14 protein-coding genes and 1 tRNA gene are annotated in these 12,973 nt (G+C 68.0%); 10 read left to right on the top strand and 5 right to left on the bottom strand.

Translation table 11 applies throughout. From position 1 onward, the window contains the following. The first annotated feature begins 66 nt into the window (after positions 1-66). Together HSO01S_RS04640 and HSO01S_RS04635 are read left to right on the top strand one after the other, a co-directional pair. Complete coding sequence (locus tag HSO01S_RS04640; RefSeq protein WP_066039397.1) at positions 67-1,047, top strand: ATP-binding cassette domain-containing protein; 981 nt, start codon at positions 67-69, stop codon at positions 1,045-1,047. Between the two features lie 3 nt (positions 1,048-1,050). Then, a complete protein-coding gene (locus HSO01S_RS04635) occupies positions 1,051-1,803 on the top strand; it encodes an ABC transporter permease (RefSeq protein ID WP_066039396.1) in 753 nt (250 codons plus the stop codon). A 37-nt stretch (positions 1,804-1,840) separates the two neighbouring features. On the opposite strand, the gene HSO01S_RS04630 is transcribed toward HSO01S_RS04635, so the two are convergent. The 5 genes from HSO01S_RS04630 to HSO01S_RS04610 form a co-directional block, all read right to left on the bottom strand. Beyond that, entirely contained in the window at positions 1,841-2,692 is an 852-nt protein-coding gene (locus HSO01S_RS04630; RefSeq protein ID WP_066039395.1) for an ABC transporter permease, read from the bottom strand. After that, entirely contained in the window at positions 2,689-3,597 is a 909-nt protein-coding gene (locus tag HSO01S_RS04625) for an ABC transporter ATP-binding protein (RefSeq protein WP_066039394.1), read from the bottom strand. Before HSO01S_RS04625 ends, HSO01S_RS04630 begins: the two co-directional genes overlap by 4 nt. A gap of 84 nt (positions 3,598-3,681) precedes the next feature. Then, entirely contained in the window at positions 3,682-4,881 is a 1,200-nt protein-coding gene (locus HSO01S_RS04620; RefSeq protein ID WP_066039393.1) for a pyridoxal phosphate-dependent aminotransferase, read from the bottom strand. A gap of 9 nt (positions 4,882-4,890) precedes the next feature. Further along, the gene (locus HSO01S_RS04615; protein WP_157078907.1) at positions 4,891-5,502 is read right to left on the bottom strand and encodes a MarC family protein; all 612 of its coding nucleotides are present in this window, start codon (positions 5,500-5,502) and stop codon (positions 4,891-4,893) included. A 5-nt stretch (positions 5,503-5,507) separates the two neighbouring features. Next, entirely contained in the window at positions 5,508-6,542 is a 1,035-nt protein-coding gene (locus HSO01S_RS04610) for an AI-2E family transporter (protein ID WP_066039391.1), read from the bottom strand. A 142-nt stretch (positions 6,543-6,684) separates the two neighbouring features. Between HSO01S_RS04610 and HSO01S_RS04605 the strand changes: the two genes are divergently transcribed. The 8 genes from HSO01S_RS04605 to HSO01S_RS04570 all read left to right on the top strand — a co-directional run bounded on the left by HSO01S_RS04605 (position 6,685) and on the right by HSO01S_RS04570 (position 12,891). Next, positions 6,685-6,757 (top strand) — tRNA-Trp (locus HSO01S_RS04605). Positions 6,758-6,784: 27 nt separating this feature from the next. Next, the gene (secE, locus tag HSO01S_RS04600) at positions 6,785-7,060 is read left to right on the top strand and encodes a preprotein translocase subunit SecE (protein ID WP_066039390.1); all 276 of its coding nucleotides are present in this window, start codon (positions 6,785-6,787) and stop codon (positions 7,058-7,060) included. 35 nt (positions 7,061-7,095) lie between these two features. Then, entirely contained in the window at positions 7,096-8,013 is a 918-nt protein-coding gene (gene nusG, locus HSO01S_RS04595; protein ID WP_373280203.1) for a transcription termination/antitermination protein NusG, read from the top strand. 123 nt (positions 8,014-8,136) lie between these two features. Then, positions 8,137-8,568: a 50S ribosomal protein L11 gene (gene rplK / locus HSO01S_RS04590; RefSeq protein ID WP_066039388.1), complete on the top strand. Its 432-nt coding sequence runs from the start codon at positions 8,137-8,139 to the stop codon at positions 8,566-8,568. Between the two features lie 14 nt (positions 8,569-8,582). Then, positions 8,583-9,272 (top strand): 50S ribosomal protein L1, encoded by a 690-nt coding sequence (gene rplA, locus HSO01S_RS04585; RefSeq protein WP_066039387.1) that lies wholly within the window; start codon positions 8,583-8,585, stop codon positions 9,270-9,272. Between the two features lie 182 nt (positions 9,273-9,454). Continuing rightward, complete coding sequence (locus tag HSO01S_RS04580) at positions 9,455-10,759, top strand: cell wall-binding repeat-containing protein (RefSeq protein WP_066039386.1); 1,305 nt, start codon at positions 9,455-9,457, stop codon at positions 10,757-10,759. A 147-nt stretch (positions 10,760-10,906) separates the two neighbouring features. After that, positions 10,907-12,178 (top strand): cell wall-binding repeat-containing protein, encoded by a 1,272-nt coding sequence (locus tag HSO01S_RS04575; protein WP_157078906.1) that lies wholly within the window; start codon positions 10,907-10,909, stop codon positions 12,176-12,178. A 158-nt stretch (positions 12,179-12,336) separates the two neighbouring features. Continuing rightward, on the top strand, positions 12,337-12,891 hold the full coding sequence (locus HSO01S_RS04570; RefSeq protein ID WP_066039384.1) for a GNAT family N-acetyltransferase: 555 nt from the start codon (positions 12,337-12,339) through the stop codon (positions 12,889-12,891). Positions 12,892-12,973: the final 82 nt, after the last annotated feature.

The raw sequence follows: 12,973 nt of genomic DNA, 5'->3' as shown, positions 1-12,973 counted from the left end.
CAGTCGGCACTCCGGGCCCTAATGTGAACGATGTCCACATTGCCGCAGGGCCGAGAAGGAGACCGGATGATCCACGCGCGAGGGCTCGCCCGCACGTTCGACGGGCGGGGGCGGGGTAAGCAGAAGGAGCAGGTCAAGGCGGTCGCCGGGGTCGACATCGACGTCGCCGAGGGGGAGATCGTCGGCTTCCTCGGCCCGAACGGAGCCGGGAAGACGACCACGCTCCGGATGCTGACGACGCTGCTCAAGCCCACGGCCGGGTCGGCGACGGTGGCCGGCTACGACGTCGCGACCCAGTCGCAGCAGGTGCGCCGCAGCATCGGCTACGTCTCGCAGAGCGGCTCGACCTCGCCCGAGGCGCGGGCCGGCGAGGAGATCATGGATCACGGGATGCTCTACGGCATCAGTCAGAAGCAGGCCGAGACGCGCGGCCGCGAACTCTTCGAGCAGCTCGACCTCGACGGTCTGTGGGAGCGCCAGCCGCGGGCGATGTCCGGCGGGCAACGTCGTCGCCTCGACATCGCGATGGGGCTCGTGCACGACCCGACCCTCGTGTTCCTCGACGAGCCGACCACGGGGCTCGACCCGCAGGCGCGCGCGAACCTCTGGACCCACATCTCCGATCTCCGGGTGAAGCGCGGGGCCACGATCTTCCTCACCACCCACTATCTCGACGAGGCCGACGCACTCTGCGACCGCATCCTCGTCATCGACCACGGGGTGATCGTCGCGAGCGACACTCCGGATGCACTGAAGCGGCAGGTCTCGGGCGATCTCGTCGAGCTCGTGGTCGCCGATCCGGCGCAGGCACCGGCGGCGGCACGGCTGCTCGCCGCCATCGCCGACTCGGAGCCGGCCGACGGCGCCGCGGGTGCCGGAGCCGCCACGGTGCGCGCCCGGGTGCGCGGGGCGGGGCACGAGGTCGCGGGCCTGATCCGCGCGCTCGACGCCGAGGGCATCGCGCTCGAGTCGATCGAGGTGCGCCGGCCCACGCTCGACGACGTCTTCCTCACCCTGACCGGCCGTTCGCTGCGAGAAGGAGCCTGACCAATGTTCTGGAGAGAGACCTACATCGTCTTTCGCCGCCAGCTGCGACTGGCGCTGCGCAACCCGGCCTGGGTGATCATCGGTCTGGTGCAGCCCATCCTCTACCTGGTGCTCTTCGGCCCGCTGCTCGAGCCGCTCGCCGGTTCGCTCGGCGCGCAGAACGCGTACACGCTGTTCGTGCCGGGGCTGCTCGTGCAGCTGGGCCTGTTCGGGGCGCTGTTCGCCGGGTTCGGGCTGATCGCCGAGTGGCGGGCGGGCGTGATCGAGGCCGAGCGGGTGACGCCGGCGAGTCGCACCGCGCTGCTGCTCGGGCGCATCCTGCGCGACGTGCTGCAGCTGTTCGTGCAGGGGCTCGTGCTGATCGGCCTGGCGTTCCTGTTCGGACTCACCGGGTCGATCGGGGGCATGGCACTCGGCCTCGTGCTGACCGTGCTGCTCGGCGCCGCGTGCGCTGCCGCCTCGAACGCGCTGGCGCTCACGACCAAGAGCGAGGATGTGATGGCGCCGGTGATCAACAGCATCGCGCTGCCGGTGCTGCTCCTGTCGGGCATCCTGCTGCCGATGACGATCGGACCGCAGTGGCTGCAGGTGGTCAGCGACTTCATGCCGACGAAGTACATCGTGAACGCGATCCGCGAGCTGTTCGCCGGGAACTTCTTCACGATCACGACGATGTGGGGCGTGATCTGGACGCTGGCGCTCTTCGCGGCCGGGCTGTACGTAGGGACGCGGACGTTCCGGAAGGAGAACGCGTAGGGGGTAGGCGGCTCGCTCAGCTGTCCTTGCGGCTCGCTCAGCTGTCCTTGCGGATCCAGCGGAAGCCGATCCGGCACACCACGAGCCCCACGACCAGCCAGATGCCGAGCACGATCGCCACGCCCGGCAGGTCCCAGCTGCCGCCCACCTCGGCGGCCGCGAAGTCGTCGGGGAGGAAGACCGAGCGCATCCCCTGCGCAATCCACTTCAGCGGGAAGACGCTCGAGATCGCCTGCAGCCAGTCCGGCAGCAGCGAGAACGAGATGTAGACGCCCGAGATGAACTGCAGCACGAGCAGCGGCGGGATGATCACGGGCGAGGCGCTCTTGCCCGATTTCGGCAGCTGCGAGATCGCGATGCCGAGCACGGCCGCGGTCGAGATGCTGAGCAGGTAGACCCAGGCGAAGGTGAGCCACTTGGCCGGCTCCGTGGGCAGTTCGACGCCGAACGCCACCCGGGCGAGCAGGATGAGGATGGCGATCTGTGCGAGCGAGGTCACCAGCACCTGGCCGATCTTACCCATGAAGTACGACACTACGGGCAGCGGGGTGCCGGCGAGGCGCTTGAGCGTGCCGTCGCTCCGCTCGACGGCGATGTCGATGCCGAGGTTCTGCACCCCGCTCAGCAGGATGCCGGCGGCGATCATCCCGGGCAGGTAGAAGGCGGCCTGCGAGACGCCGCCCTGACCGTTCACCTCGCCGACGTTGCCGAGGCCCTGGAATGCGACCGAGAAGATGCCGAGCAGCACGACCGGGAAGAGGAAGGTGAAGAAGATCGTGTCGCCGGCGCGGAAGTAGATCGTCGTCTCGTAGACCGCGCGGGCGAGGCCCAGTCTCAGGGTGCGGAGGGGGCCGAAGGATGCGGTGGGCCGGGTGGGCGTGGTGGTCATGCGTCGACTCGTGTCTGTTCCTGTGTCGGGGTCTGTGCGCGCGTCTCGGCTTCGGCGGTGGCGACCAGGTCGAGGTAGATGTCCTCGAGGCCGGGGCGGATGACCTCGAGCTCGGGCAGCTCTCCGTGGGCCGCGACCAGGGCGGCGACGCGGGCGGCCGGGGTCTCGGTCCGCTCCTCGTGAAGCCCCGACGCATCCCGCCACCGCACGATCGGGATGCGGGCCTCGGCCGGCCCGAGCTCGTGGACCGGGCCCATCTCGATCAGGCGTCCTCCCGCGATGACGGCGGCGCGGTCGCTCAGCTGAGCGGCCTCGTCGAGGTAGTGGGTGGTGAGCACGATCGTGGTGCCCTCGCGGGAGAGCGACCGGATGAGCTCCCAGAACTGGCGGCGCGCCTCGGGGTCGAACCCGGTGGTCGGCTCGTCGAGGAAGAGGAGTTCGGGGCGCCCGACGATCCCGAGGGCCACGTCGACCCGGCGCCGCTGGCCGCCGGAGAGCGACTTGATGCGGGTCTTCGCCTTCTCCTCGAGCCCGACGGCGGCGATCACCTCGTCGACGTCGCGCGGGTTCGGGTAGAGCGAGGCGAAGTGGGCGAGCTGCTCGCGCACCGAGACGTTGCCGCTCTCTCCGGTCTGCTGCAGCACGATGCCGAGGCGGGCCTTCCAGGCGAGTCCGGCGTGCCGCGGATCCTGGCCGAGCACGCTGACCTCGCCGCTGGTGCGCTCGCGGTACCCCTCGAGGATCTCGACCGTCGTGCTCTTGCCGGCCCCGTTCGGCCCGAGGAGCGCGAAGGTCTCGCCGCGCTCGATGTCGAAGCTGATCCCGTCGACGGCGTGGAAGTGCCCGTAGTCCTTTCGCAGGTCGCGCACGCGCACGGCGGGGTCGGAGGTGTCGTCGGTGCTCATTGGTCCATCGTGTCGGCAACCAGCCGCCCGCACCACCTTCACCGGCCTATCCGCCGCGATTCGAGGATCGCGGCGGCCGGCAGCTCAGGCGAACAGTCGCTGCAGCCGGCCCACGCCCTCGAGCAGCGCCTCGTCGCCCAGCGCGTACGACAACCGCAGGTACCCGCTCGGCCCGAACGCCTCGCCCGGAACCGTCGCCACCTCGATCTGGTCGAGGATGAGGTCGGCCAGCTCGAGCGAGGTCGTCGGCGTCACTCCGCCCCAGGTGCGCCCGAGCAGTCCGGTCACGTCGGCGTAGACGTAGAAGGCGCCCTCCGGCGTCGGCACGTGCATCCCGTCGATCGCGTTGAGGCCGTCGACGATCAGAGAACGGCGGCGCTGGTAGGTCTCGCGCATCACGTCGACCGTGTCCTGCGGCCCGTTCAGGGCGGCGATCGCGGCACGCTGCGAGATGTTCGCGACGTTCGACGAGAGGTGCGACTGCAGGTTCGACGCGGCCTTGATCGCATCCTGGGGGCCGACCATCCAGCCCACCCGCCATCCGGTCATCGCGTAGGTCTTGGCCACGCCGTTGACCAGAAGGGTGCGGTCGGCCAGTGCGGGCACGGCCTCGACGATCGAGACGGCGCGGAGGCCGTCGTAGACCAGGTTCTGATAGATCTCGTCGCTGATCACCCAGAGGCCGTTGGCCTCGGCCCACTCGCCGATCGCCTTCGTCTGCTCGGACGAGTAGACGGCGCCGGTGGGGTTCGAGGGCGAGACGAACAGCAGCACCTTCGTGCGGGGCGTGAGGGCTGCTTCGAGCTGCTCGACCGTGACGAGGTAGTTCTGGTCGCTGCCGGCGAAGACCTCGACGGGCACGCCGCCGGCGAGAGCGATGGCCTCGGGGTACGTGGTCCAGAACGGGGTCGGCACGAGCACCTCGTCGCCCGGGTCGAGCAGGGTGGCGAACGACTCGTAGACGGCCTGCTTGCCGCCGTTCGTGACGATGACCTGCGAGGGCGCGACCTCGAGCCCGCTGTCGCGGAGCGTCTTCGCGGCGATCGCCTCGCGCAGCTCCGGCAGCCCCGCGGCCGGCGTGTAGCGGTAGTTCTTCGGCTCGAGCACCGCGGCGGCTGCGGCCTCCACGATGTGCGCCGGGGTCGCGAAATCGGGCTCGCCCGCCGCGTAGCTGATCACCGGGCGACCGGCGGCCTGCAGGCTCTTGGCCTTCGCGTCGACCTTGAGGGTCGCCGATTCGGCGATGGCGGCGATTCGTTTCGAGATGCGGGGGTGGTTCGTCACACCCCCAGGCTACTTGGTGAGCACCGGGAAGACGGTGGTGAGCGCGCCGAGGATGGACTGCACCGCGATCGAGAGCAGCAGCAGACCGAAGATGCGGGTGACGATGCTCATCCCGGTCGGTTTGACCACCCGCGCCACCTCGGGCGCGAAGAACAGCGCGACCGCGATCACGAGCGCGATGCCGAGGTTCACCAGCACCCCGGCGAGCAGGTCGAGCGGAGTGCCGTAGTTCTCGGCGAAGGTGATCACGAGACTGATCGCACCCGGCCCCGCGATGAGCGGGATGGCGAGGGGCACGACCACGGGCGACTGCGAGTCCGAGACGGTCAGCACGTTCGCCTTCGCGGTCAGCATGCCCCAGCCGATCGAGGCGACCAGCAGGTTGCCGGCGATCCGGAACGACGTGATGTCGATGCTGAACGCCTCGAGGATGAGCTTGCCGAGAAGCAGCGACACCGTCAGCACCGCGAAGACCGCGATGCCCACCAGGATGCCGATCCGGCGCTGACGGGCCCGGTCGAAGTCCTTCGTCAGGTTGAGGAAGATCGGCAGGCTGCCGATCGGGTTCGCGATGGTCAGCAGTGCGATCGCGCTCGTCATGATCGTCGGAGCGCTGATCATGTCGCTCACGCCTTGGCCTGCCTCGGAACCACGACCTGCTTGACGATGATGAGGAGCGAGGCGACCACGGGCACCGCGATCAGGGCGCCGAGCACGCCGAGCAGCGTGCCGCCCACCAGCGCGCCGATCACCACGAGGATGCCGGGCACGTCGACCGCTTTGTTCATGACCCGCGGGCTCAGCACGTACGCCTCGACCTGCATGTACACGAGGAAGTAGATGCCGATCGCGATGGCGACCCCGGGCGAGACGGTCAGGCCGATGAAGGTCACCAGCACCGCGCTGATGATCGTGCCGACCAGCGGGATGAGCGCCAGCAGGAACGCCACCACGGCGAGGGCGCCCGCGTAGGGCACCCCGATGATCACCATCGCGATGAAGCCGAAGACGCCGTTGGTGCCCGCGAGGATCACCTGGCCGCTGACGTACTTGCCGATCGAGCGCACGATCTGCTCGGTGATCGAGACGACCCCCTCGCGCTTGGACATCGGCACGAGCACGTAGAGGCTGCTCTTCACGGCCTCGAGCGAGCCGAGGAAGAACAGGGTCAGCACGAGCACCAGGATGCCGCCCGAGATCCCGTTGACCAGCGCGACGCCGATCTTCAGCACGCCGCCGCCGAGAGCCGCCAAATTGTTCGGATCCGACAGGTAGCTCTCGAGGTCGCTCACGAGTTTCTGGGTGTCGACCGACGACCCGAACACCTCGCCGAACCACTTCTCCTCGGTCACGGCCTTGACCGCCCCCGGCAGGTTCGACACCAGCTCGGTGGTCTGGTCGACGACCGCCGGGATGACCAGGAAGACGACCAGCACGGCGAAGGCGATCACCAGGGCGAAGACCAGCAGGATGGCCCAGCCGCGCGGGATCCGCCGCCGGGTGAGGAAGCGCACGAGCGGGTCGAGCCCGAGGGCCAGGAACAGCGACGCGAGGATGCAGATCACCACCGTCGAGAGCTGGATGAAGGCGAACCCGAGGGCCACGGCGATCAACGCCCCCAGTGTGGCCACGAATCCGACCCGGAACGGACTGGTGCGCATGGTGCTCCTTGCTCGCCTTTGCAGTCGTATCGGAAGTCGCTTACACTGGCTGACGGTGGTTGAATCCGCCAAGCTTTTCTATGCCAATTTTTCAGGTCTTCCCTGAGGTGAGTGTAGCGAAGCGGCGCGATTTGTCTCCCCAAGGGCGGTGGCTCAATTGGTAGAGCAGCGGTCTCCAAAACCGCAGGTTGCAGGTTCGAGTCCTGTCCGCCCTGCACCGGCTTGTGAAAGGTACTGAAACGGTGGCACGAAAAATAGTCGACGAACCCTCCGAGGACGTCGTAGAGAATGCCAAGAAAGATCGGGCTGCCAAGCGCAACCCCTTCGCCCGGATCGCCCTGTTCATCAGGCAGGTCTTCACAGAACTGAAGAAGGTCGTCACCCCGACCCGTCGTGAGCTGCTGAACTACACGCTCGTCGTGCTGGTCTTCGTGGTCATCATGATGGCGATCGTGTTCGGTCTCGACCAGCTGTTCGGCTGGCTCGCGGTGATCGTCTTCGGAAATCCCCCGGCCTGAGCCGGCTGAACCAACAAGAATTGGAATACAACTCCGTGTCTGACTCAAAGCCCGAAGAAGTCGGCGTGCCGGCCGACCTCGACGCCCTGCTCGAGGCGATCGACGAGGCAGCAGACCCTGAAGCGGATGCTGTGGTCGACGACGCGCTGAACATCGGCGACTTCGACGAGGCCGCAGCGGTGCTCGACGTGCTCGAAGACCCGGATGCGGCGATCGCCGACCAGCCGGTGGATGCGGATGCTGCGTCTGACGACTCCGACGAGTCCGCCGCTGCTGCTGCCGACGCCGTCTCCGGCGAGGGCGATGGCGAAGGCGACGAGGATGCGGCCGAGGTCGACCCCTACGACGCCTTCCGCGCCGAGCTGCGTTCGCTGCCCGGCAAGTGGTACGTCATCCACTCCTACGCCGGCTTCGAGAAGCGCGTGAAGTCGAACATCGAGAGCCGCAAGACCTCGATGGGCATGGAGGACTTCGTCTTCCAGGTCGAGGTCCCGATGGAGGATGTCGTCGAGATCAAGAACGGCCAGCGCAAGCTGGTGACGCGCGTGCGCATCCCGGGCTACGTGCTCGTGCGCATGTTCCTCAACGAGGACAGCTGGTCCGTCGTGCGCCACACCCCCGGTGTCACCGGGTTCGTCGGCAACTCCCACAACCCGACGCCCCTCCGCTTCGAGGAGGCCTTCAACATGCTGAAGAGCCTCGTCGAGGTCAAGGAGGTGCCGACCGCCAAGACCGCGGGCGGCAAGGGCGGCAAGGCCGTGGCGCGCAGCATCCCGGCCGAGATCGACTTCGAGGTCGGCGAGACCATCACGATCAAGGAGGGCTCGTTCGCGGGTCTTCCGGGGTCGATCAGCGAGATCAAGCCGGAGAGCGGCAAGCTCACGGTGCTCGTCTCCCTGTTCGAGCGCGAGACCCCGGTCGAGCTGTCGTTCGACCAGGTCACGAAGCTGTAGGGCCTCTCAGGCTTTTCAGCTAGAATCTTGCGGTTGCCCTCGCGGGCATCCGTCACACCGCTGCGGGGAGAAGCCCCGTGGTGGGAGCGCCGCGTTCGCGCGGCTCGATAGAAAAGAGAAGAAATGGCACCGAAGAAGAAGGTCACAGGTCTGATCAAGCTTCAGATCCAGGCCGGCGCCGCCAACCCCGCCCCGCCCATCGGCCCGGCGCTCGGTCAGCACGGCGTCAACATCATGGAGTTCTGCAAGGCGTACAACGCCGCGACCGAGTCGCAGCGCGGCAACGTCATCCCGGTCGAGATCACGGTCTACGAAGACCGCTCGTTCACCTTCGTCCTGAAGACCCCGCCCGCGGCGGAGCTCATCAAGAAGGCCGCCGGCGTCGCCAAGGGCTCCTCGACTCCGCACACCGTCAAGGTCGCGAAGCTCACCAAGGACCAGGTCCGTCAGATCGCCGAGCAGAAGCAGGTCGACCTGAACGCGAACGACGTCGACGCTGCAATGAAGATCATCGCCGGTACTGCCCGTTCCATGGGCATCACGGTCGAGGCATAAGGAGGAGGCTGGAAATGGCACAGAAGTCAAAGGCCTACCGGGCCGCGGCCGAGAAGATCGAAGCCGGCAAGTACTACACCCCGTCCGAGGCAGTGAACCTGGCTCGTGAGACGGGCTCGTCGAAGTTCGACAGCACCGTCGAGGTCGCGCTCAAGCTCGGCGTCGACCCCCGCAAGGCCGACCAGATGGTGCGCGGCACCGTCATCCTCCCGCACGGCACCGGCAAGACCGCCCGCGTCATCGTGTTCGCGACGGGTCCGGCCGCTGAGGCCGCGATCGCCGCGGGTGCCGACGAGGTCGGCGGCGACGAGCTGATCGAGAAGGTGGCCGGCGGCTACACCTCGTTCGACTCCGCCGTCTCGACCCCGGAGCTCATGGGCAAGGTCGGTCGTCTCGGAAAGGTGCTCGGCCCCCGCGGCCTCATGCCCAACCCGAAGACCGGCACCGTGACCCCCGACGTCGCAAAGGCCGTCAACGAGATCAAGGGTGGAAAGATCGAGTTCCGCGTCGACAAGCACTCCAACGTGCACTTCGTCGTGGGCAAGGCCGGCTTCACCCCCGAGCAGCTCGACGACAACATCAAGGCCGCTCTCGAAGAGGTCGTGCGCCTCAAGCCGAGCGCCTCGAAGGGCCGCTACATCCAGAAGGGCGCCGTGTCGACCACCTTCGGTCCCGGCATCCCGCTGGACGTCAACGCGATCTAGTTCGCTGTACCGCCGCTGCGCTCGTCGCACGGCACGGAAAGGGCTCGCCTCACGGCGGGCCCTTTCTGCGTTGGTGGTTGGGTTGCTCGATTGAGTAGAAATTGCTCATAACGGTGGCTCGCCAGGCCGGGGGATGATCGGACGTCAACCATTCGATACCCCCTGAAGAAGAAGGCCCGTCCATGTCATCCCTCTCGCTCCAGCACCCGCGCCTCATGATCGGTGCCGGTCTGGCGCTCGTCCTCGCCGCGTCTGCCACTCCTCTCGCCGAACAGTCCGCCTCGGCCGCGCCGTTCATGGTGCCCACGCCGATCTGTCCTCAGGCGGTGGCCTCGGCCGGCCTTCCGATCATTCCGGTCTCGCCCCTCGACAAGGCGGCGACGGATGCCGGCTTCACGGTCGTCCGCACCGGGGAGTACCCCGACGGCATCGTCGACCTCAACGGCGTGATCAAGGGCGTCGCCGCGCACACGCAGATGTCGAGCTTCATGCTGAAGGCGCAGGGCTTGGACGACATGGGCATGCCCGTCGAGAAGCAGGTGACCTGCACCATGGAGGTGAAGGCTGCCCCGACGGTCACGCGCACGGCGGGTACGGATCGGTACGACCAGAGCGTCCAGGTGTCGAAGGCGACCTACCCGACCGGTGCCGACGTGGTCTACCTCGCGAGCGGCGAGAAGTACCCGGATGCACTCAGCGCCGCGGCGATCGCCGGTGAGAAGAAGGCGCCGCTGCTGCTCACCCAGGCGGGGGCGATCCCCGCATCGGTCCTCGCCGAGATCAAGCGCGTCGACCCGGCTGACGTCGTCATCGTGGGTGGTCCTCTGACCGTCTCCGATGACGTCATCCTGACGCTCGAGGCCGCACTGCCGGACGCCACCGATGTCACGCGCATCGGAGGGGTCGATCGCTACGCCGTCTCCCGCGCCCTCATCGCGAACGACGACTTCGGAATCGCGACCTCGGACGACGTGTTCGTCACGACAGGCGCCTCCTTCCCCGACGCTTTGAGCGCTGCGCCCGTTGCGGCACTCACCGGTGCGCCGGTGCTGCTGGTGAACGGGGCCGAGACGGTCCTCACGACCGACGAGAAGGCGATCCTCACCGATCTGGCCGCGAAGAACGCGGTCATCGTCGGGGGCGAGGCCTCGGTGAGCGCCGGCCTGCAGACCGAGCTGGCCAAGGGATTCACCACCACCCGCCGGGCCGGAGCGAGCCGCTACACCACGAGTGCCGCCGTCAACGCGGGGTTCACGACCGCCGACACCGTTTATCTCGCGAGCGGTGAGGTCTTCCCCGACGCGCTGACCGGTGGGGCTGCTGCCGGCGCGAAGGGTTCGCCGCTGGTGATCAGCTCGGCATTGTGCTTGGGCGTGGATGCGGCTCAGACGATCGGTCGTCTGGCTCCGTCCAAGGTCGTCATCCTGGGTGGCACCGGAACGCTCGGCGCCGGGTTCGACACCCTGAACGTCTGTAAGACCGACTGACCACACTGCGTCTGTTCGCGGAAGGGCTCGCCTCACGGCGGGCCCATTCTGCGTTGGTGGGTAGGAAGTACTCATAACGCTCGGGGGCGGTGAGCACACAGGATGACAGAACCCGTTCCCGTGTTCTTCTCCCGAAAGTGATCCGTCGTGACTCGTTCTGTTCTTCCTTCCCGCCTTCATCGCGGCGCTCTTCTTGGCGCTGTCGCCCTCGCCGCTCTCGCGGTCGCCGCACCCGCCGGGGCGGCCTTCGCCATCGGCGCCGGGCCGGTGTGTCCTCAGGCCACGGCGTACCGCGGGATCGACCTGGTGCCGTCCAGCGCTCTGTCCGAGGTGGATGCGCGGGCCGTCGCATCGGTGTCAGTGGGCTCCCTGCCGCCCGGCGTGACGCTCACCGGCAACACCTTCTCGGGAACACCCACCACCGCGGGCATGACCACCTTCACCCTGACGGTGCAGAAGGAGGACGTTCCGGCCGAGAGCATGGTCTGCATGATGACGGTGAAGACCGCGCCGACGCCGACGCGCATCCAGGGGGTCGATCGGTACGACCAGGCGGCCAAGGTGTCGGCGTCGCAGTTCACTATGGGATCGAACCTGGTTTACGTCGCCAGCGGCGAGAAGTTCGCCGATGCATTGAGCGCCGGATCGGTCGCGGGGGTGCAGGGGGCACCGCTGCTGCTGACCCAGGCGGGCGCGCTGCCTGCGAGCACCCGTGCGGAGCTGACGAGGCTGTCGCCGGATGACATCGTGGTGGTCGGAGGCGCGGCGTCCGTGTCCGAGGCCGTGGTCGCCGACCTGACCGCGTCCTTCGGTGACGCGACGGTCACGCGGGTCTGGGGTGCCGACCGCTACGCCGGATCCCGCGCCCTGATCGCGGATCCGATGTTCGGAGTGCCGGTAGCGACCGAGGTATACGTGGCTGCGGGCAACACCTTCCCTGACGCGCTCGCTGCATCGCCCGCCGCCATCGCGGTCAACGGGCCGGTCCTGCTGGTCGACGGCACCGCCACGGCGGCCACGCCGGCGGAGATCGGCCTCCTCACCGACCTCGGCACGACCACGGTCCGCATCGCGGGCGGCCCGCTCACGGTGAGCCAGGGCATCCAGGATTCGCTGGGCGCCGATCTGTTCTCGGTCACCCGCGCGAGCGGCCCCGACCGGTACAGCGGCGCGGTCGCGGTGAACCAGGCGTTCACCACCGCTTCGACGTTCTACCTGGCCAGCGGCGAGGTGTTCCCGGATGCGCTCAGTGCCGCCCCGGTCGCCGGCGAGCAGGGCGCCCCGGTCTACCTGGTCCAGAAGCACTGCGTGCCGAAGCCGGTGCTGCAGGAGATCGTGCGGCTCGAGCCGACGAAGATCGTCATCCTCGGCGGCGATGCGACGCTCAGCTCGCAGGTGGACATGCTGAAGCCCTGCTGACCTGAGGCGCACGTCTGAGACGCACGTCCGAGCCGCGCGACTGAGCGCGGCCTCCGACCTGGAACGCCCGGCCCGTCGTGGCCGGGCGTTCTTCATCGTTCTGTCGGGAAGCGGTTCGGCGGCGGGGCGGAAACGGCAAGTCCGGGTAGTTTGTGAACATGGTCACGAGGGTTCGCCGGGCACGTCCGGAAGACGCGAGAATCGTCGCCGCCGTCGCAGCGGAGACGTTCGAGCTCGCCTGCCCTCCCGGCACCGCGCCCGAGTCCATCGCCTCGTTCATCGCCGCGAACCTGTCCGAGGCCGAGTTCACCCGGTATCTCTCGACCGACAGCGCGATCGTTCTGCTCGCCGACGTCGACGGCGAGATCGCCGGTTACACCCTGGTGATCCTCGGCGACCCGGCTGACGAGAACGTCGTACAGGCCGTTCGCAACCGGCCCACCGCGGAGTTGAGCAAGTGCTATGTGCGCGCGAACTTCCACGGGCACGGAGTGGCCCGGGCACTCATGGAGGCGTCGATGGAGGCCGCCGCCGAGGCGGGCGCGGTGAGCATTTGGCTCGGCGTCAACCAGCGGAACGAGCGGGCTCAGCGCTTCTACGAGAAGAGCGGCTTCGAGCGGGTCGGCGTCAAGACGTTCCTCGTCGGTGACGAACTCCACGACGACTTCGTCTTCGAGCGGGTGCTTCCGGTCAGAACGGACGCTTCGGCGTAAGCATCCGATCGCCCGCCTTGGGGCTGGACGGTGAGGAACCCGCCGCCGACAGCGGTGGGTAATGATTGCTCATACCGCCGTT

The organism is Herbiconiux solani NBRC 106740 (genome assembly GCF_001571005.1).
GTDB classification, from domain to species: Bacteria; Actinomycetota; Actinomycetes; order Actinomycetales; family Microbacteriaceae; genus Herbiconiux; species Herbiconiux solani.
This window is presented reverse-complemented; position numbering and strand designations above follow the sequence as displayed.

Coding starts and splice junctions, on each gene's coding strand:
- HSO01S_RS04610 (WP_066039391.1), bottom strand. CDS start 6,542: ATGCGCACCAGTCCGTTCCGGGTCGGATTCGTGGCCACACTGGGGGCG.
- HSO01S_RS04580 (WP_066039386.1), top strand. CDS start 9,455: ATGTCATCCCTCTCGCTCCAGCACCCGCGCCTCATGATCGGTGCCGGT.
- HSO01S_RS04615 (WP_157078907.1), bottom strand. CDS start 5,502: ATGATCAGCGCTCCGACGATCATGACGAGCGCGATCGCACTGCTGACC.
- HSO01S_RS04570 (WP_066039384.1), top strand. CDS start 12,337: ATGGTCACGAGGGTTCGCCGGGCACGTCCGGAAGACGCGAGAATCGTC.
- rplK (WP_066039388.1), top strand. CDS start 8,137: ATGGCACCGAAGAAGAAGGTCACAGGTCTGATCAAGCTTCAGATCCAG.
- rplA (WP_066039387.1), top strand. CDS start 8,583: ATGGCACAGAAGTCAAAGGCCTACCGGGCCGCGGCCGAGAAGATCGAA.
- HSO01S_RS04630 (WP_066039395.1), bottom strand. CDS start 2,692: ATGACCACCACGCCCACCCGGCCCACCGCATCCTTCGGCCCCCTCCGC.
- HSO01S_RS04640 (WP_066039397.1), top strand. CDS start 67: ATGATCCACGCGCGAGGGCTCGCCCGCACGTTCGACGGGCGGGGGCGG.
- HSO01S_RS04625 (WP_066039394.1), bottom strand. CDS start 3,597: ATGAGCACCGACGACACCTCCGACCCCGCCGTGCGCGTGCGCGACCTG.
- HSO01S_RS04635 (WP_066039396.1), top strand. CDS start 1,051: ATGTTCTGGAGAGAGACCTACATCGTCTTTCGCCGCCAGCTGCGACTG.